At 68.6% G+C, this 18,322-nt stretch carries 19 protein-coding genes; 12 read left to right on the forward strand and 7 right to left on the reverse strand.

The window, feature by feature from the left end; translation table 11 throughout:
- Window positions 1-3: 3 nt before the first annotated feature.
- The 4 genes from FA740_RS12240 to ftsH are packed head-to-tail and all read left to right on the forward strand — an operon-like array spanning window position 4 to window position 4,669.
- Window positions 4-597 carry an OmpA family protein gene (locus FA740_RS12240; RefSeq protein WP_136857060.1) on the forward strand — a complete coding sequence of 198 codons (594 nt, stop codon included), beginning with the start codon at window positions 4-6 and terminating at the stop codon, window positions 595-597.
- Window positions 597-1,499, forward strand: coding sequence for a tol-pal system YbgF family protein (locus FA740_RS12245; RefSeq protein WP_136857061.1), 903 nt, complete (start codon window positions 597-599; stop codon window positions 1,497-1,499). Before FA740_RS12240 ends, FA740_RS12245 begins: the two co-directional genes overlap by 1 nt.
- Window positions 1,496-2,722, forward strand: coding sequence for a tRNA lysidine(34) synthetase TilS (gene tilS / locus FA740_RS12250; protein ID WP_136857062.1), 1,227 nt, complete (start codon window positions 1,496-1,498; stop codon window positions 2,720-2,722). The genes FA740_RS12245 and tilS overlap by 4 nt, the downstream gene beginning before the upstream one ends.
- 57 nt (window positions 2,723-2,779) lie before the next feature.
- Window positions 2,780-4,669 (forward strand): ATP-dependent zinc metalloprotease FtsH, encoded by a 1,890-nt coding sequence (gene ftsH, locus FA740_RS12255; RefSeq protein WP_136857063.1) that lies wholly within the window; start codon window positions 2,780-2,782, stop codon window positions 4,667-4,669.
- Window positions 4,670-4,731: 62 nt separating this feature from the next.
- On the opposite strand, the gene FA740_RS12260 is transcribed toward ftsH, so the two are convergent.
- Window positions 4,732-5,088, reverse strand: a complete 357-nt coding sequence (locus tag FA740_RS12260; RefSeq protein ID WP_338119667.1) for an Ohr family peroxiredoxin — start codon at window positions 5,086-5,088, stop codon at window positions 4,732-4,734.
- A gap of 172 nt (window positions 5,089-5,260) precedes the next feature.
- On the opposite strand from FA740_RS12260, the gene FA740_RS12265 reads away from it, so the two are divergent.
- The 3 genes from FA740_RS12265 to folD are packed head-to-tail and all read left to right on the forward strand — an operon-like array spanning window position 5,261 to window position 6,938.
- On the forward strand, window positions 5,261-5,719 hold the full coding sequence (locus tag FA740_RS12265; protein WP_136857064.1) for a MarR family winged helix-turn-helix transcriptional regulator: 459 nt from the start codon (window positions 5,261-5,263) through the stop codon (window positions 5,717-5,719).
- Window positions 5,720-5,763: 44 nt separating this feature from the next.
- Entirely contained in the window at window positions 5,764-6,066 is a 303-nt protein-coding gene (locus tag FA740_RS12270) for a chorismate mutase (protein WP_136857065.1), read from the forward strand.
- Window positions 6,063-6,938 carry a bifunctional methylenetetrahydrofolate dehydrogenase/methenyltetrahydrofolate cyclohydrolase FolD gene (gene folD / locus FA740_RS12275; RefSeq protein WP_136857066.1) on the forward strand — a complete coding sequence of 292 codons (876 nt, stop codon included), beginning with the start codon at window positions 6,063-6,065 and terminating at the stop codon, window positions 6,936-6,938. The genes FA740_RS12270 and folD overlap by 4 nt, the downstream gene beginning before the upstream one ends.
- Here the strand turns inward: folD and FA740_RS12280 are convergent.
- The 6 genes from FA740_RS12280 to tldD all read right to left on the reverse strand — a co-directional run bounded on the left by FA740_RS12280 (window position 6,935) and on the right by tldD (window position 14,499).
- Window positions 6,935-7,507, reverse strand: coding sequence for a hypothetical protein (locus FA740_RS12280; protein ID WP_136857067.1), 573 nt, complete (start codon window positions 7,505-7,507; stop codon window positions 6,935-6,937). The genes folD and FA740_RS12280 overlap by 4 nt on opposite strands.
- A 76-nt stretch (window positions 7,508-7,583) precedes the next feature.
- Window positions 7,584-8,213, reverse strand: coding sequence for a 3-oxoacid CoA-transferase subunit B (locus tag FA740_RS12285; protein ID WP_136857068.1), 630 nt, complete (start codon window positions 8,211-8,213; stop codon window positions 7,584-7,586).
- Window positions 8,213-8,917 (reverse strand): CoA transferase subunit A, encoded by a 705-nt coding sequence (locus FA740_RS12290; RefSeq protein WP_136857069.1) that lies wholly within the window; start codon window positions 8,915-8,917, stop codon window positions 8,213-8,215. The genes FA740_RS12285 and FA740_RS12290 overlap by 1 nt, the downstream gene beginning before the upstream one ends.
- A gap of 102 nt (window positions 8,918-9,019) precedes the next feature.
- The gene (gene topA, locus FA740_RS12295) at window positions 9,020-11,743 is read right to left on the reverse strand and encodes a type I DNA topoisomerase (RefSeq protein ID WP_136857070.1); all 2,724 of its coding nucleotides are present in this window, start codon (window positions 11,741-11,743) and stop codon (window positions 9,020-9,022) included.
- Window positions 11,744-11,836: 93 nt separating this feature from the next.
- Complete coding sequence (gene dprA / locus FA740_RS12300; RefSeq protein ID WP_136857071.1) at window positions 11,837-12,997, reverse strand: DNA-processing protein DprA; 1,161 nt, start codon at window positions 12,995-12,997, stop codon at window positions 11,837-11,839.
- A gap of 80 nt (window positions 12,998-13,077) precedes the next feature.
- Entirely contained in the window at window positions 13,078-14,499 is a 1,422-nt protein-coding gene (gene tldD, locus FA740_RS12305; RefSeq protein ID WP_136857072.1) for a metalloprotease TldD, read from the reverse strand.
- A 226-nt stretch (window positions 14,500-14,725) separates the two neighbouring features.
- On the opposite strand from tldD, the gene coxB reads away from it, so the two are divergent.
- The 5 genes from coxB (at window position 14,726) to FA740_RS12330 (ending at window position 18,247) form a co-directional block, all read left to right on the forward strand.
- Window positions 14,726-15,616 carry a cytochrome c oxidase subunit II gene (coxB, locus tag FA740_RS12310; RefSeq protein ID WP_246053614.1) on the forward strand — a complete coding sequence of 297 codons (891 nt, stop codon included), beginning with the start codon at window positions 14,726-14,728 and terminating at the stop codon, window positions 15,614-15,616.
- 67 nt (window positions 15,617-15,683) lie between these two features.
- Window positions 15,684-16,601: a heme o synthase gene (gene cyoE, locus FA740_RS12315; protein WP_136857074.1), complete on the forward strand. Its 918-nt coding sequence runs from the start codon at window positions 15,684-15,686 to the stop codon at window positions 16,599-16,601.
- 1 nt (window position 16,602) lies between these two features.
- Complete coding sequence (locus tag FA740_RS12320; protein ID WP_136857075.1) at window positions 16,603-16,818, forward strand: hypothetical protein; 216 nt, start codon at window positions 16,603-16,605, stop codon at window positions 16,816-16,818.
- Window positions 16,815-17,387, forward strand: a complete 573-nt coding sequence (locus tag FA740_RS12325; protein ID WP_136857076.1) for a cytochrome c oxidase assembly protein — start codon at window positions 16,815-16,817, stop codon at window positions 17,385-17,387. The genes FA740_RS12320 and FA740_RS12325 overlap by 4 nt, the downstream gene beginning before the upstream one ends.
- 32 nt (window positions 17,388-17,419) lie before the next feature.
- A complete protein-coding gene (locus tag FA740_RS12330; protein WP_136857077.1) occupies window positions 17,420-18,247 on the forward strand; it encodes a cytochrome c oxidase subunit 3 in 828 nt (275 codons plus the stop codon).
- Window positions 18,248-18,322: the final 75 nt, after the last annotated feature.

An 18,322-nucleotide genomic window follows, 5' to 3' on the forward strand; every position in this document is an offset into this window, starting at 1 on the left:
ATGATGAACGCCGCGACCAAGCCTGTCCTGCTGGCCGCCCTTCTGGGGCTGGCCGCCTGTGCCCAGCCCGCGCCGCCCGTGGCGCCGCCGGTGGTCGACCCCTATGCCAGCACGGGCGGAGGCGCGGTGTTCCAGGGCGATCTGGCCGGCGGCGTTCTGGGGGCCGAGGCCACGGCCCAGTATTTCCGCGGCACCATCGGCGACACGGTGCTGTTCCCGGCCGACCAGACCACCCTCACCCCCGAGGCGCGGGTGATCCTGGCCCGCCAGGCCGCCTGGCTGTCGCGTCATGCGGGCTTTACCGCCGTGGTCCAGGGCCATGCCGAAGAAACCGGCACCCGCGAATACAACCTGGCCCTGGGCGCGCGCCGCGCCAGTGCGGTGCAGGAATATCTGGTGGCGCAGGGCGTCGCCCCCGGCCGCATCCGCACCCTGTCCTTTGGCAAGGAGCGTCCCGCCGCGACCTGTTCCGACGAGGGCTGCTATGCCCAGAACCGCCGTGCCGTCACCGTGGTGACCGAGGCCGCGCCCGCACCGGTCGCAGCCATCGCGGCGGCCCCTGCCGCGGTCGGGGGCGTCACCGGGGCAGGCCTGTGATGCGGCTGGCCTCTGCGCTGATCCTGGCGCTGTCGCTGGCCGCACCCGCGCAGGCCGCGCCCGACTCGGCCACGCTGGCCGACATGCGCGCCCAGGTGTCCCAGCTGCGCAGCCAGCTGCAGGGCCTGCGGGCCGAGCTGGTGGCCTCAGGGGCGGCGGGGTTCCAAGCGGCGGGCGGGTCCAGCGCCATCGACCGCATGAACGCGATGGAGGCGCAGCTGATGCGCCTGACCAACCAGGCCGAACAGCTGCAGAACCGCGTCAACCGCATCGCCGATGACAGCGAGCGTCGCCTGGCCGATCTGGAGTTCCGCCTGTGCGAGGCCGAGCCGGGCTGCGATCTGTCGGCGCTGACCGTGCCACGGCCCCCCTCGGGCGTCAGCCCGCAGCTGGCACCCTCGGCCCCGGCGGCCAGCGGGGGCGGGCAGCCGGCCTCGACCCAGGCCGAGCAGACCGATTTCGACGCCGCCCGCGCGGTGATGGCGGCGGGGGACCATGCCCGCGCGGCCCAGCTGTTCGCCGATGTGGCCGAGACCCATGCCGGTGGTCCCTTGACCGCCGAGGCGCTGTTCCTGCGCGGACAGGCGCTGGATCTGTCGGGCGACCCGCGCGCCGCCGCCGCCGCCTGGCTGGAGGGCTTCGCCGCCGACCCGGACGGCGCGCGGGCCGGTGAGAGCCTGCTGGGCATCGCCCGCGTGATCGAGGGGCAGGGCGACGCGACCGCCGCCTGTCTGTATCTGGCCGAGGTTCCGGCCCGGTTTCCCGGCAGCCCGCAGGCCGTCGAGGCCGAGGCTCACGTGACCCGGCTTGGCTGCGGCGTCACCGACCTGGGCGTGCTGGACCCGCTGCTGGACCCCAACATGGACCCCGAGGCCGCCGCCGATCTGGCCGAACACCAGTGAGCCGCGATGTCGCCGCCCTGATCCGGTCGGCCCTGGACCGTCTGGCGGGTGATCTGCCGGCCCTGGGGCTGGCGGTGTCGGGGGGCGGCGATTCGGTGGCGCTGATGCAGGTGGCCGCCGAATGGGCACAGGGCCGCCGCGTGATGGTCGCCACCGTCGATCACGGCCTGCGCGAGGGCAGCGACGCCGAGGCCGAGGATGTGGCCCGCGCCGCCCGCGCCCTGGGCCTGCCGCATGCGATCCTGCTGTGGCGGCGCGACACGCAGGCGGGCAACCTGATGGCGCAGGCCCGCGATGCGCGGCTGCGGTTGCTGTCGGGCTGGGCGCAGCGCAACGATCTGCCTGCCGTTGCCCTGGGCCATACCGCCGACGACCTGGCCGAGACGCTGCTGATGCGGCTTGCGCGCGGGTCGGGCGTCGACGGGCTGTCGGCGATGGCGGATTGGCGCGATGCCTTTGACATGCGCTGGCTGCGCCCGATGCTGGGCGCCGGCCGGGCCGAGTTGCGCGACTGGTTGCGCGCGCGGGATGTGGGCTGGATCGACGATCCGACCAATGACAATGCCGATTACGACCGGGTGCGCGCGCGCCAGGCGATCGCCGCCCTGGGGCTGGACGTGTCGGGCCTGGCCCGCTCTGCCGCCCATATCGCCGAGGCGCGCGATGCCCTGGCCGAATACGCGGCGCTGGTCAGCAAGGAGACCGAGTTCGACCGCGGCAGCCTGATCCTGCCGCGTGGCCCTCTGCGCGACGCCCCGCCAGAGATCCGCCGCCGCATCCTGGTGGCCGCCTGCCGGTGGGTGACGGGTGCCGACTATCCCCCGCGCCGCGCCACGCTGATCCACGCGCTGGAGGCGGTGCTGGCGCAGGGCCGGGTGACGCTGGACGGGGCGATGATCTCTCCGACCGGCAGCGGGCTGCGCGTCACGCGCGAGGCCGCGGCGGCACTGCGTGCGCCTGCGGTCGCGGACGGCCCCTGGGACCGGCGCTGGCGGGTCGCGGGTCTGGCACCGGGCCAGCGGCTTTCGGCGCTTGGGGCGGAGGCGCTGTCGCGCCTGCCCTGGCGCGATTCGGGGCTGCTGCGGGACGAGGCTGCGGCCAGCCCCGCGATCTGGCAGGACGGGGCGCTGATCGCCGCGCCGCTGCTGCGCGACCATCCCGGGATCGCGCTGCGACCCCTGCGGGGCGCGGCAGATTTCCGCAGGCTGGTGAAGGCGCATTGAACCTGACGCGATAATCCCTATTTTCACATCAAACCGCATTCCGCCGGAGGACCCGAATTGGGCAACGCACGCAACTTCGCCTTCTGGGTGGTTCTGTTCCTGATGATCCTTGCCCTGTTCAACCTGTTCAGCGACGGGTCGGGGTCGATGAACCGCAACCAGATCAGCTATTCCGAATTCATTCAGCGCGTGCAGAACAACCAGGTCAGCGCCGTCACCATCGACGGCGAGGACGTGGCCATCACCGGCGCCAATGGCGAACAGTTCGCGACCGTGCGCCCGATGGGCGAGGATATCAGCGACCGCCTGATCCAGCAGGGCGTCGATGTCCGCGTGGTCAAGCAGCAGAGCAGCGGGCTGATGTCCATGCTGGGCGTCTGGCTGCCGTTCATCCTGCTGATCGGGGTGTGGATCTTTTTCATGAACCGCATGCAGGGCGGCGGAAAGGGCGGCGCGATGGGCTTTGGCAAGTCCAAGGCCAAGCTGCTGACCGAAAAGCACGGCCGCGTGACCTTTGACGATGTCGCGGGCATCGACGAGGCCAAGGAGGAGCTGGAAGAGATCGTCGAATTCCTGCGCAACCCGCAGAAGTTCAGCCGTCTTGGTGGCAAGATCCCCAAGGGCGCGCTGCTTGTCGGCCCTCCGGGTACCGGTAAGACCCTTCTGGCGCGCGCCATCGCGGGCGAGGCGGGCGTGCCGTTCTTCACCATCTCGGGGTCGGACTTTGTCGAGATGTTCGTGGGCGTCGGCGCCAGCCGCGTGCGCGACATGTTCGAGCAGGCCAAGAAATCGGCCCCCTGCATCCTGTTCATCGACGAGATCGATGCTGTGGGCCGTGCCCGTGGCGTGGGCATCGGCGGTGGCAACGATGAGCGTGAGCAGACCCTGAACCAGCTGCTGGTCGAGATGGACGGCTTTGAGGCGAACGAAGGCATCATCATTATCGCCGCCACCAACCGCAAGGACGTGCTGGACCCCGCGCTGCTGCGCCCGGGGCGCTTTGACCGCACGATCCACGTGCCGAACCCCGACATCAAGGGCCGCGAGCGCATCCTGTCGGTCCATGCCCGCAAGGTGCCGGTCGGTCCCGATGTCGACCTGCGTCTGATCGCGCGCGGCACGCCCGGCTTTTCGGGCGCCGACCTGATGAACCTGGTGAACGAGGCCGCCCTGGGCGCCGCCCGGATCGGTCGCCGCTTTGTCAGCATGGCCGATTTCGAGAATGCCAAGGACAAGGTCATGCTGGGCGTCGAGCGTCGCAGTCTGGTCCTGACGCCCGAGCAGAAGGAAAAGACCGCGTATCATGAGGCCGGTCACGCCGTCGTGGGTCTGTCGCTGCCGAAATGCGATCCGGTCTACAAGGCCACGATCATTCCGCGCGGCGGTGCCCTGGGCATGGTCGTCAGCCTGCCCGAGATGGACCGCCTGAACATGCACAAGGACGAGGCCAAGCAGCGCATCACCATGACCATGGCCGGCAAGGCTGCCGAGATCATCAAGTATGGTGAGGAGGGCGTGTCGAACGGCCCTGCGGGCGACATCCAGCAGGCCAGCGCCTTGGCCCGTGCGATGGTCATGCGGTGGGGCATGTCGGACAAGGTCGGCGCGGTGGACTATTCCGAGGCGCATGAGGGCTATAACGGCAGCACCGGCGGGTTCTCGGTCTCGGCCGCGACCAAGGAGCTGATCGAGCAGGAGGTCCGCGAGCTGATCGAGGCCGGCTATCAGGAGGCGCGTGCCATCCTGCTTGAGAAGGAGGTCGAATTTGAGCGGATGGCCAAGGGCCTGCTGGAGTACGAGACCCTGACCGGCGCCGAGATCGCCCGCATCCTGCGCGGTGACTCGATCGGCGGGGATGACGACGACACCCCGGCCAGCGTGATCCCCTCGGTGACCGCGATCCCGCGGACGAAGCCCGCCCCGGGCGGCGACCCGGCCCCGGCCTGAGACGACAGAACCCCGGTCCGATGGACCGGGGTTCTTTCTTGGTTCAAGCCAGCGTCCCTGGTTCAGGCCAGCGTCGGGGTGATGTCCAGCGTGCCGCCGGTGGCATGCGAATAGGGGCAGACCTTGTGGCCACCGTCGATCAGGTCCTGCGCCACGTCACGCTCCAGGCCCGGCAGGCTGACCACGATCTGGACGGCAAGGCCAAATCCGGTATCCTCGCGCGGGCCGATGCCGACCGTCACCTCGACCGAGGCATCGTCCGGCACGGCGACCTTGCGCGACGCGGCATAGTGGCGCATCGCCCCCATGAAGCAGGCCGCATAGCCGAGCGCGAACAGCTTTTCGGGGTTCAGCCCCTCTCCGCCGGGTCCGCCCCAGCTCCTTGGGCACGTCCAGGTCGAACGCCTGGCTGCCGTCATTCAGAGCGGTGTGGCCGTTGCGCCCACCCCCCGTCGCGGTTGCGGCGGTGTGATACAGGACCTTGGTGATCGTCGGTATTTCCTTTAACGGTAATATATCGTGCGCGATATAAGTAACCATGTTGCAATTGCAACTGTTGCGATCTGCGTCATGTGCAATTACATCGTGGATATGAGCGATGACCCCGCCTCGTCCAGTCCGTCGCCTTTCGACGCGATGCTGTGTTTCGATGTCTATGCCGCTAACCTGGCATTCGGGCGGGTCTACAAGCCATTGCTGGACCCGTTGGGCCTGACCTATCCGCAGTTTCTGGTGATGCTCAGCCTATGGATGGCCGACGGCCAGAGCGTCGGGCGCATCGGAGAGACCCTGGGACTGGACAGCAGCACGCTGACCCCGCTGATCAAGCGGCTGGAGGGCGCGTCCCTGGTCACCCGCCTGCGCGACACCCGGGACGAGCGGCGCGTGCTGGTGTCGCTGACCCCGCAGGGCGCCGCGCTGAAATCCGAGGCCGATCGCGTGCTGACCTGCGTGACCCGCAATACCGGGCTGGAGTCCGAGACCGCACGGCAGCTGCGCGAACAGCTGCGCCAGCTGCGCCGCGCCCTGCAGCAGCCGCTGAAGGGCTAGTCCCTCTTGCGATTTTGCGTCGCGCGGTGCATGGGTCGGGCACGATGACCCGGATCAATGACATTCCCGACATGCCCGCCCTGCGGGTCGAGATCGACGCCCTGGACGCGCAGCTGATGGCCCTGCTGGCGCGGCGCCATGCGCTGATCGACCGCGCCGCCCAGATCAAGGCCGGAAACGGCATGCCCGCCCGCATCGACGACCGCGTCGAGGAGGTGGTCGCCAATGTCCGCCGCCACGCCCAGGGGCACGGCCTGGACCCCGACCTCTATGACCGCCTGTGGCGGCAGCTGATCGAGGCCGCCATCGCCCAGGAAGAACGCCAGCTGAGCAAGGACCGCCCATGACCGCCCAGACCCTTGACGGCAAGGCCTTTGCCGCCCACCTGCGCGCCCGCATCGCCGCCCAGGTCGCCGATCTGGCGCCCCGGGGCATCGTGCCCGGCCTGGCCGTGGTGCTGGTGGGCGAGGACCCGGCCAGCCAGGTCTATGTCCGCTCCAAGGGGCGCATGACGCGCGAGGTCGGCATGACCTCGTTCGAGCATCGCCTGCCCGCCACCACCGACCAACAGACGCTGCTGGCGCTGATCGCGCGGCTGAACGCCGATCCGGCGGTGAACGGCATCCTGGTGCAGCTGCCCCTGCCCAAGGGCCTGGACGAGGCCGCCGTCATCAACGCCATCCTGCCCGAAAAGGACGTGGACGGGTTCCACATCCTGAACGTGGGCCGTCTGGCCACGGGACAGAAGGCGATGGTGCCCTGCACGCCCCTGGGCTGCCTGATGCTGCTGCGCGACCATCTGGGGTCGCTGGCCGGGCGCAACGCGGTGGTCATCGGCCGCAGCAACATCGTGGGCAAGCCCATGGCGCAGCTGCTGCTGCGCGACAGCGCGACGGTCACGGTGGCGCATTCGCGCACGCAGGACCTGGCCGCGCTGTGCCGTCAGGCCGACATTCTGGTCGCGGCGGTGGGGCGCGCGCATTTCGTTCAGGGCGACTGGATCAAGCCGGGCGCGACGGTGATCGACGTGGGCATCAACCGGACCGAGGCCGGGCTGGTCGGTGATGTCGATTTCGCCGCCGCTTCGCAGATTGCAGGGGCGATCACGCCGGTGCCGGGCGGGGTGGGGCCGATGACCATCGCCTGCCTGCTGGCCAACACGCTGACCGCGACGGCGCGCAGCAACGGCCTGCCCGACCCCGAGGGTCTGACCCCCTAGACCGCCAGCCGCGCCGCCAGCCGCAGCGCATGCGCGGGCTGGGTGGTGGCCACCGGCAGGACCGGGTCATAGGCCGCGCGGATCAGCGCGGCCAGCGCGGCCGAGGGCGTGACCTCGCCCGAGAAGGTCAGCGCGGATTGCATCATCAGCGTCTCGGCCAGAACGCCCGGATGGGCCTCGGCCAGCGGGCCGCCCATGTTCAGGAACATCAGGCAGGCGCGGATGGCCCCGGCCTCGTCAAAGCGGAACAGGCGATAGCGGTCGGCCTGCTGCCCGGCCAGACGCGCGGGCAGGTCGGCAATGCCGGTCAGCCGGTCCAGATCGGGCAGATCGGACAGCTCTGCCCAGTCCCGCACAAAGAAGATCATCAGGCTCGCGCCCGTCTCGGGGTCGGTCTCATCCATCGGATGGCGCGCATGGGCATAGCCCGCGCGCAGTGCGGCGCGCAGGATGTCCAGGCTGCCATCGGCCAGCCCGAAGACGACCGGCGCCACCGGCCGCCCCCACCGCGCGCACAGAAAGCTGCCGTCGGGGCGGGTGAACAGGCGTTCGATCAGGGGCGCGTCCATCGGCGGACCTTTCATCGCGGCTGGAATGACGGACGGGGGGCGCGGGCCCCCCGTCATCGGTTCGGATCGGTCGGTCTCAGACCAGCGTGGCCTGGGTCGCGGCGCGCAGCTCGTCCTCGGTCACGCCATCGGCCAGCTGGACGATGCGCAGCCCGCCCTCGACCACGTCCAGGGCGCCCAGATTGGTGATGATGCGGTCAACCACGCCCTTGCCGGTCAGGGGCAGGGTGCAGTCGCGCAGCACCTTGGATTCGCCCGCCTTGTTGGTGTGGTCCATGACCACGATCACGCGGCCCACGCCCGCCACCAGGTCCATCGCGCCGCCCATACCCTTGACCAGCTTGCCGGGAATCATCCAGTTGGCCAGGTCGCCCTGTTCCGACACCTCCATCGCGCCCAGGATGGCCGCCGCGATCTTGCCGCCGCGGATCATGCCAAAGCTGGTGGCGCTGTCGAAATAGCTGGTGCGCGACAGCTCGGTGATGGTCTGCTTGCCCGCGTTGATCAGGTCGGGGTCCTCATCGCCCTCAAAGGGGAAGGGGCCCATGCCCAGCATGCCGTTTTCCGACTGCAGGGTGATGTCCTTGTCGCCGACATAATTGGCCACCAGCGTCGGGATGCCGATGCCAAGGTTCACGTACCAGCCGTCCTCCAGCTCCTGGGCCGCGCGGGCGGCCATCTGGTTGCGATCCCAGCCCTTGGTCATCACACGGCCTCCTTCTTGCGGGTGGTGCGCTGTTCAATGCGCTTTTCGTGGCTGCCCTGGATGATCCGGTGGACATAGATGCCCGGCAGGTGGATCAGGTCGGGGTCCAGGCTGCCGCGCGGCACGATCTCCTCGACCTCGGCCACGCAGACCTTGCCGCACATCGCGGCGGGCGGGTTGAAGTTGCGCGCCGTCTTGCGGAACACCAGGTTGCCTGTGTCATCGGCCTTCCAGGCCTTGACGATGGACAGGTCTGCCACGATTCCACGTTCCAGGATATAGTCCTGGCCGTCGAAATTCTTGACCTCCTTGCCCTCGGCGATGACGGTGCCGACGCCGGTCTTGGTGTAAAAGCCGGGGATGCCCGCACCGCCCGCACGCATGCGTTCGGCCAGGGTGCCTTGGGGGTTGAACTCCAGCTCCAGCTCTCCGGACAGGTATTGGCGCATGAATTCGGCATTTTCGCCGACATAGCTGCTGATCATCTTCTTGATCTGGTGCGTGTCCAGCAGCTTGCCCAGGCCGAACCCGTCCACGCCGCAATTGTTGCTGGCGATGGTCAGATCCTTGACCTTGGCCTCGACCAGCGCGTCGATCAGCAGCTCGGGGATGCCGCACAGACCGAACCCCCCCGCAGCGATGAACATCCCGTCATGCAGAAGGCCGTCCAAGGCCTCTGCTGCCGTTCCATAGACCTTTTTCATCGGCCCTCCCCTGCTGAAATCCCGGTGATGGCCAAGTTGTTGCCCGCCCCCGCGACGGTGTCAATCGCAGGGGGCGGCTGTTAGCGCCGCGACCTCGGGCGGTCAGCCCTCCTTGGGTGGGGCCTTTGAGGGCGCGGCCTTCTTGGCGGGTGCCTTCTTTGCGGCAGGCTTCTTGGCGGCAGCCTTGGTCGTCGTCTTGGCTGCGGACTTGGCCGGGGCCTTCTTCGCGGCGGGCTTCTTGGCCTTGGCCGGGGATTTCGCGGCCTTCGCGGCGATCAACTCCAGCGCCTGTTCGACGGTCAGATCCTCGGTCGCGATGCCGCGGGGCAGGGTTGCGTTGACCTTGGCCCATTTCACATAGGGGCCGTACTTGCCGTCCATGATCTGGATCGGGCCGCCATCGGGATGCTCTCCCAGCTCGCGCAGGGGGGCGGCCGCCGCGCCGCGGCCCCCGCGGACCTGCTTGGCCGCCAGCACCTCGACCGCGCGGTTCATGCCGATGGTGAACACCTCGTCCACATCCGGCAGGTTGGCGTATTTCGAGCCGTGCTTCACATAGGGGCCGAACCGGCCGATGCTGGCCTCGATCAGCGCGCCATCCTCGGGGTGGGGGCCGACGGGGCGGGGCAGGGACAGCAGCTGCAGGGCGCGGTCCAGCTCCAGCGTGGCGGCATCCCAGCCCTTGGGGATCGAGGCGCGGGGCGGTTTCGGGACCTCTTCGGTCGCCTCGCCGCGCTGGACATAGGGGCCAAACCGCCCGGTTTTGAGGCTGATCTGATCGCCCGCATCCTCGCCCAGCACGCGGTCGCCCACCGGCGCCTCGCCGTCGGGCGATGACAACGGGCGCGTATAGCGGCATTCGGGGTAGTTGGTGCAGCCGATGAAGGCCCCGCCCGACCGCGCGGTCTTCAGGTTCAGCCGCCCGGCCCCGCAGACGGGGCATTCGCGCGGATCGCCGCCATCCGCGCGCGGCGGATACAGATGCGGGGCCAGCGCGTCGTCGATGGCCTCCAGCACCTCGGTGATGCGCAGCTCGGAGGTGCCCTCCAGCGCCTTGGAGAAATCCTTCCAGAAGCGGGTCAGAACCTCGCGCCACAACCGGTCGCCGGCGCTGATCTCGTCCAGCTCGTTTTCCAGATCGGCGGTGAAGTCATAGCTGACATAGCGCGGAAAGTATTTCAGCAGAAAGATCGTGACCAGCCGGCCCTTGTCCTCGGCGATCAGGCGGTTCTTGTCCTTGCGGACATATTCGCGGTCCTGGATCGTGGTGACGATGCTGGCATAGGTCGACGGGCGGCCGATGCCCAGCTCCTCCATCCGCTTGACCAGCGTGGCCTCGGTATAGCGGGGGGGCGGCTGCGTGAAATGCTGGCGCGCGGCGGCCTGCGCGCTGTCATTCGTCAGCAGGCCGGGTGCGCTGCGCTGTCCGGCGGGGGCGGGCGCGGGGTCGCCGCCCTTTTCGCGGGCCTTGACCAGATCGTCGTCAAAGGCGTTGGCGACCAGGCGCGCGACCTCTCCCTGGGTGATCGCGGGCAGGCGGGCGCTGTCCTCGCCGTCATCGTCGTCGCGGCCCTGGTCATAGACGCGCAGAAAGCCGTCGAACAGCATCACCTGACCAGTGGCGCGCAGGCCGACCTGATCGTCGGGGCTGGCGATCTCGACCGTGGTGCGCTCCATCCGGGCGGCCTCCATCTGGCTGGCGATCGTGCGCTTCCAGATCAGGTCATACAGCTTGCGCTGGTCGTCGGCGGTCAGCCGTGCCTTGTCGGGCGACACCATCATGTCGGTTGGGCGGATGCATTCATGCGCCTCTTGGGCGTTCTTGGCCTTGTTCTTGTACATGCGCGGCGATTTCGGCAGGTATGTCTCGCCGAACTTGGCCTTGATCGCGTCGCGGGCGGCCATCACGGCCTCGGGGGCCATGTCGATGCCGTCGGTCCGCATATAGGTGATCAGCCCGGCCTCATAGAGGCGCTGAGCCGCCGACATGCAGGCCTTGGCGCCCATGCCCATCTTGCGGCTGGCCTCCTGCTGCAAGGTCGAGGTCATGAAGGGCGGCCACGGATTGCGGCTGGCCGGCTTGGCCGCGACGGACGTGACCTTGAGGTCGCGGCTGGTCACCGCGCTCAGCGCCATGGCGGCCTGATCGGCGGTGGCCAGGTCGAACCGGTCCAGCTTTTTCCCGGCCAGCGACACCAGGGCGGCGTCGTATTCCTCGCCGCCGGGCGTGGCCAAGCGGGCATGAACGGACCAGTATTCGCGGGCGCGGAACGCCTCGATCTCCATCTCGCGGTCGACGATCAGGCGCAGGCAGACCGATTGCACCCGGCCCGCCGATTTCGCGCCCGGCAGCTTGCGCCATAGAACCGGCGACAGCTTGAACCCCACCAGATAGTCCAGCGCGCGCCGCGCCAGATAGGCGTCGACCAGCGGCTGGTCGATCTGGCGGGGGCGGCCCATCGCCTCGGTCACGGCAGTCTTGGTGATCGCGTTGAAGGTCACGCGGCTGACCTCGGCGCCCTTCTTGAGGGCCGGGGCCAGCGCTTCCAGCAGGTGCCAGCTGATCGCCTCGCCCTCGCGGTCGGGGTCGGTGGCCAGGATCAGCGTCTGGTCGTCCTTCAGCGCGTCCTTGATGGCCTTGAGATGCTTGCGGCTGTCGGCCGCCACCTCCCATTTCATGTCGAAATCGTTGTCGGTATCGACGCTGCCATCCTTGGGCGGCAGGTCGCGGACATGGCCGAAACTGGCCAGAACCCGATAGTCGGACCCCAAGTATTTCTCGATGGTCTTGGCCTTGGCCGGGGATTCGACGACGACGACGGGCATGATCACCTCGGACAACTGCAATGGGGCGGCAAGATGGGTGCCGGGCGGGGCAGTGTCAACGGGGGGTGACAGCACAACACCGCGGGATGGGTGTCACGACAGCGCCAGACGGCCCCCCGCCAGACGGGTGACGCGCCCCTGCAGCTCCAGCGACAGGATCACCGCATTCGCCGTGGCCGCGGGTACGCCCAGGTCGCGGATCAGGTCGTTCTCCTCGGTCGGGGAGGGGCCAAGCCGCGACAGGATGCGGCTCTCCAGGTGGATCGGGCCACCTGAATCGCGCGCGGGGCGCACCGGCTCGGGCGCCGCGATCGCGGATGCTGTGACCTCCCGCGGCGGGGCCAGCGGCAGGGTGGGGGCCAGCGGCCGCGTCAGGGCCAGCGCATCGGCGACATCGGCGGCGCTGCGCACCAGGGTGGCCCCGTCGCGGATCAGCGCGTTGCATCCGGCGGCCCGTGCATCCATCGGGTGTCCGGGCACGGCCATCACCTCGCGGCCCTGGTCCAGCGCGTTGCGGGCGGTGATCAGCGTGCCGGACCGCTGCGCGGCCTCGATCACCACGACCGCCTGCGACAGGCCCGAGACGATCCGGTTGCGGGTCGGAAAGTGCCGGGCCGCAGGCTCTGTCCCCGGGGGCTGTTCCGAAATCAGCGCGCCGGTTTCCGCGATCCGGGCGGCCAGGGCCGCATTTTCGGCCGGATAGATGACATCGACCCCGCCCGCCAACACGGCGATGGTGCCGGTGGCCAGCGCGGCGTCATGGGCGGCGGTATCCACGCCTCGCGCAAGGCCTGCGGCCACGACATAGCCCGCTTCGGCCAGGCCCGCGGCCATCCCCCGCGCCATCCGCAGCCCCAGGGACGAGGCGTTGCGCGCCCCGATTACCGCGATGGTGTCGCGCGACAGCCAGGCCGGATCGCCGCGCACCCACAGCACGGCGGGCGCGCCGTCGATCTGGCGCAGCGCATCGGGATAGGCGGCGCTGTCATGGCGCACCAGCCGCGCCCCGGCACGCCGGCCGGCGGCCAGTTCGGCGGCGGCTACGCCTTCGGGACAGCATTGATAATCGGCGATGCCGGACCCCGCCGCGATCTGGGGCAGGGCCTCCAGCGCGGCGCGGGCGCTGCCATGTTCGGCGATCAGCCGGTGAAAGGTCGCGGGCCCCACCCGGCGCGACCGGATCAGCCGCAGCACCGTCAGGTCGTCATCGACAGAGGGCAGCCCGAAACGGGCAGGCGCAAGTCCGATCGTCATGGGTCACCTCCGTCAGGTCTGCCCCAACAGATAGCCCAAGGGTGGTTAACAATCGGTTAGCGTCGGCGGTCCGGGCGCCCTCAGGCAGCCGATCCGCCGACCGTCAGCCCGCCGATCATCAATGTGGGCTGGCCCACGCCCACCGGAACCCACTGGCCCTGCTTGCCGCAATTGCCGATGCCGGGGTCCAGCGCCATGTCGTTTCCGATGGCGCGGACCTGCTGCAGGGCGGTCGCGCCGTCGCCGATCAGGGTGGCGCCGCGAATCGGGTCGCCCACGACGCCGTTCCTGACGCGATAGGCCTCGGTGCAGCTGAACACGAACTTGCCGTTGGTGATGTCGACCTGGCCGCCGCCAAAGCCCACCGCATAGATGCCGTCCCGGAGGTCGGCCAGGATCGCCGCCGGGTCGGCGTCGCCGCCGGGCATGTAGGTGTTGGTCATGCGCGGCATGGGCACATGGGCGAAACTTTCGCGCCGGCCGTTGCCGGTGGGGTCCACGCCCATCAGGCGCGCGTTCTGGCGGTCCTGCATATAGCCGGTCAGGATGCCGTCCTCGATCAGCACGTTGCGGGCGGGGGGCGTGCCCTCGTCGTCGATGTTGATGCTGCCGCGGCGGCCCTCGATGGTGCCGTCGTCGATGACGGTCACGCCGGGGGCGGCGACGCGCTGGCCCATCAGCCCGGCAAAGGCCGAGGCCTTCTTGCGGTTGAAATCGCCCTCCAGCCCGTGGCCCACGGCCTCGTGCAGCAGGATCCCCGGCCAGCCCGGCCCCAGGACCACGTCCATCACTCCCGCAGGCGCGGGGACCGAGCGCAGGTTGACCAGCGCGATGCGCAGCGCCTCGTGGACCAGGCCCTGCCAGTGGTCGGGCGCCATCAGCTGGTCCAGCCCGTGCCGCCCGCCGCCGCCCGCGCTGCCGCTTTCGCGGCGGTCGTTGTTCTCGACGATGACCGCGACATTCAGACGCGCCATGGGGCGGATGTCGGTGGCCAGCCCGCCCTCGGGGCGCAGGATGGCGATCTCCTGCAGGCTGCTGCCCATCGAGACCGTGACCTGAACGACACGCGGGTCCAGCGCGCGGGCAAAGGCGTCGATCTCTCGCAACAGGGCGATGCGGCGGGCGACGGGGATGCCCTCGGCCGGGTCGATCGCGGGATAGAGCGAGACCGGCCGCATCGGCGAGGGCAGCGCCGCCGTCCCGCCGCCGCGGCCCACGGCCAGACGGGCGGTTTCGGCCGCGCGGCGCAGGGATGCCTCTGTTATCTCGGTCGAATGGGCGTATCCGGTGACCTCTCCCAGGACCGCGCGCAGGCCAAAGCCGCGCCCCGCCATGAAGCTGGAATTGCGCAGCCGCCCGTCGTCGAAGACCAGCGATTCCGATTGGCTGCGTTCCAGGAACAGCTCTCCGTCATCGGCCCCAGCCACGGCGTCGCGCAGGACCCGCAGCGCGCGGTCGCGGTCCAGGTCGGTCGAGAAGGGATCGAAGGACGGTCGGGTCATGCGGGTCTCCTGGCGGGTTCGGAACGGGTTCGGGGCGGCGTCGTGTCGGGCGCGGCAGGGGGTCGCGTTCCCCTCGGGACCGGAAATACTGTAGGTATGACTTGCCCGGAGGGGCGAGATATGGTCATAGAACGGTCACTGTGAAAGGAAAAGGGGCAGCCTCCCGGCCGCCCCTGCGGCCATTGAGGCCGGGCCACTGCAACGGGATGGAATGATGGCAAAAGCGATGATGGGCCGTGCATTCGCGGCAGCGACGGGGTTCGCATCCGCGGGCATGCTGGCCGGGACGGCTGCGGCGCAGGGTGTGCTGGGCGATCTGCCCACGATCGGAAAGCCGGTCGCGGGGGGCATGGGCTTTCAGCCGGCTGCGACGGAACTGGCGCGCGACCAGCAATGGCTGGACTATTTCGTGCTGATCATCATCGCGGTCGTGACGGTGTTCGTCTGCGTGCTGCTGCTGATCGTGATCTTCCGGTTCAACAGCCGGGCGAACCCGGTTCCCGCGAAATTCACGCATAACACCCCGCTGGAGATCGGCTGGACGCTGGTTCCCGTGCTGATCCTGGTGGCCATCGGGGCGTTCTCGCTGCCGATCCTGTTCCGCAGCCAGGAGATGCCGGAAAATCCCGACGTCGTGGTCAAGGTCACCGGCCACCAGTGGTATTGGTCCTATGAATATCCCGACAATGGCATCGCCTTCGATTCGCTGATGCTGGCCGAGGATGAGCTGGCCGATTACGGCTATGCGCCCGATGAATACCTGCTGGCGACCGACACCGCCGTGGTCGTGCCCGTGGGCCAGACCGTCCTGCTGCAGGTGACGGCCAGCGACGTGATCCACTCCTGGACCATCCCGGCCTTTGCCGTGAAGCAGGACGCGGTCCCCGGCCGCATCGCCCAGGCCTGGTTCAACGTCGAGCGTGAGGGCACCTATTTCGGCCAGTGCAGCGAGCTGTGCGGCATCAGCCACGCCTATATGCCCATCGTCGTCAAGGCCGTCAGCCCCGAGGTCTATGCGGCCTGGGTGGCTGAGCAGGGCGGCACCCTGGGCGACGAGCCCGCCGCCACCGCCAGCCTGGACAGCGACGCCCGGATCGACCTGGCCCGCGCCGAGTGATCCGACCTAGAACCCAGGTCGCGGCGGCATCCTGCCGGCGCGGCCAAGGAAACAGAATGCAGGCGCGATGACCGATATCAACGCATACGAGGCCACCCCCGAGGCAGAGTTCGGCGATTTCGTCGCCCTGCTGAAGCCCCGCGTCATGTCGCTGGTCGTGTTCACGGCCTTTGTCGGCCTGTTCGTGGCCCCCGTCGACGTGCATCCCTTCATCGCCTTCTGCTCGGTCCTGTTCATCGCTTTGGGCGGCGGCGCCTCGGGCGCGCTGAACATGTGGTACGACCGCGACATCGACGCGATCATGAACCGCACCCAGACCCGTCCGATCCCCTCGGGGCGCGTGGATGGCGGTGCGGCCTTGGGCCTGGGGCTGGTGCTGTCGGTCATCTCGGTGATGATGCTGGGGCTGGTCGCAAACTGGTTCGCGGCCGCGTTCCTGGCCTTTACCATCTTCTTCTACGCCGTCGTCTATACCGTCTGGCTGAAGCGCTGGACGCCGCAGAACATCGTCATCGGCGGTGCCGCAGGCGCGTTCCCCCCGATGATCGGATGGGCCTGCGCCACCGGCGGGATCAGCATCGAATCGGTGTTGATGTTCGCGCTGGTCTTCTTCTGGACGCCGCCCCATTTCTGGGCGCTGGCGCTGTTCATGAAGGAGGACTATCACAAGGCCGGGGTGCCGATGCTGACCGTGACCCATGGTCGCCAGGTCGCGCGGCGCCACATCTTTGCCTATACGCTGGTTTTGGCGCCCTTTGCGCTGTGGCTGGGCCTGACCTCGGTCGGCGGCCCGCTGTACATGGCGGTGGCGGTGGTGCTGAACGCGGCCTTCATCCGCGGCGGCTGGCAGATCCTGCGCCGCGCCGAGGAGACCGCCATCGCCGATGGCTACGCGGTCGAGAAACGGGTGTTCAAGCTGTCGCTGTATTACCTGTTCCTGCATTTCTTGGCACTGCTGGTGCAAAGCTGGATCGGAGGCTGGTAACATGGCGCTGAGAACAGAACACGAGATCCATGGTCGCCGCAAATCGCGCAATGTCGGTCTGGGCGTCGTCCTGATCGGCTTTGTCGCGCTGGTCTTTGCGCTGACCGTCGTCAAGGTCCAGCAGGGTGGCCTGCTGGAGGCTTATGATCACCAGCCGCGCGTGTCGATGACGCCCATCGTGGAGCCGGTCGCGCCCGTCCAGGAGGTGCAGCAATGAAACGTCTCAGCCCCGAGGGCCGCACGGTCGCCATGCTGCTGGGCGTTGTCGTGACCATGGGCGCGCTGTCCTGGGCGGCGGTGCCCTTCTATGACTGGTTCTGCCGCGTCACCGGCTTCGGCGGCACGACCCAGACCGCCGAGAGCGCCTCCGACACCATCCTGGACGAGGTCGTGCGCGTGCGCTTCGACGCCAATGTGGACGCCAATCTGGGCTGGACCTTCCGCCCGATGCAGACCCGCATGGACCTGAAGATCGGAGAGAGCGGCCTGGCCTTCTACGAGGCGGTGAACACCTCCGACGTGCCGCTGACCGGCACGGCCAGCTACAACGTCGCCCCCGAGGTGACCGGATATTATTTCATCAAGGTCGAGTGTTTCTGCTTTACCGAGCAGACCCTGCAGCCCGGCGAGAGCATCGAGATGCCCGTCAGCTTCTATGTCGATCCCGAGCTTGTGGACGACCGCGATGCCGGTCATGTGCGTGACATCACGCTGTCCTACACCTTCCATCGGACCGAACCGCGCAGTGCCGCGCTTGACACCGGCGCGTCCGACACCATCAACTAAGACGAATACGAGGGAGCCGACGGGGATCCGCCATGGCGCATGCAAAGAACCACGACTATCACATTCTTCCGGCCTCGGTCTGGCCGTTCCTGACCGGCGTTGCGGTCTTCGTCATGCTGTTCGGCGCCGTGGCATGGATGACCGGCGAGGTCACGGTGATGGGCATCGCCATCACCGGGCCGTGGATGTTCGCCATCGGCCTGGTCGCGACCTGCTATGTCGCCTTTGCCTGGTGGGCCGACATGGTCCGCGAGGCCGAATCGGGTGACCACACCCCGGTCGTGCGCCTTGGCCTGCAATACGGCTTCATCCTGTTCGTGATGTCCGAGGCGATGCTGTTCGCGTCGCTGTTCTGGAACTTCATCAAGCACGCCATGTATCCCATGAGCGAGAACAGCCCCCTGGTCGACGGCGTCTGGCCCCCCGCAGGGATCGAGACGTTCGATGCCTGGCACCTGCCCTTCATCAACACGCTGATCCTGCTGCTGTCGGGCGTGGCCGTCACCTGGGCGCATCATGCCTGGGTGCATGAGGGCGACCGCAAGGTGGCCATCAACGGCCTGGCCATCGCCGTGATCCTGGGCATCATCTTCACCGGGATGCAGGCCTATGAGTACAGCCACGCGGCCTTTGGCCTGTCCGACACGGCCTATGCGGCGGCGTTCTACATCGCCACCGGCTTCCACGGGTTGCATGTCATCATCGGCACGATCTTCCTGGCCGTCTGCCTGCTGCGCCTGCAGCGCGGCCAGATGACCAAGGACCAGCATCTGGGGTTCGAGGCCGCCGCCTGGTACTGGCACTTTGTCGACGTGATCTGGCTGGTGCTGTTCGCCGTCATCTATGTCTGGGGCAGCTGACCCCCGACCCTGAGATCGACAGGCGCGCGGGGGTCTTCCCCGCGCGTTTTTCGTTGCCCTTTCCCCCGGGAGCGC

The sequence above is a fragment of the Paracoccus hibiscisoli genome (assembly GCF_005048265.1).
GTDB lineage: Bacteria > Pseudomonadota > Alphaproteobacteria > Rhodobacterales > Rhodobacteraceae > Paracoccus > Paracoccus hibiscisoli.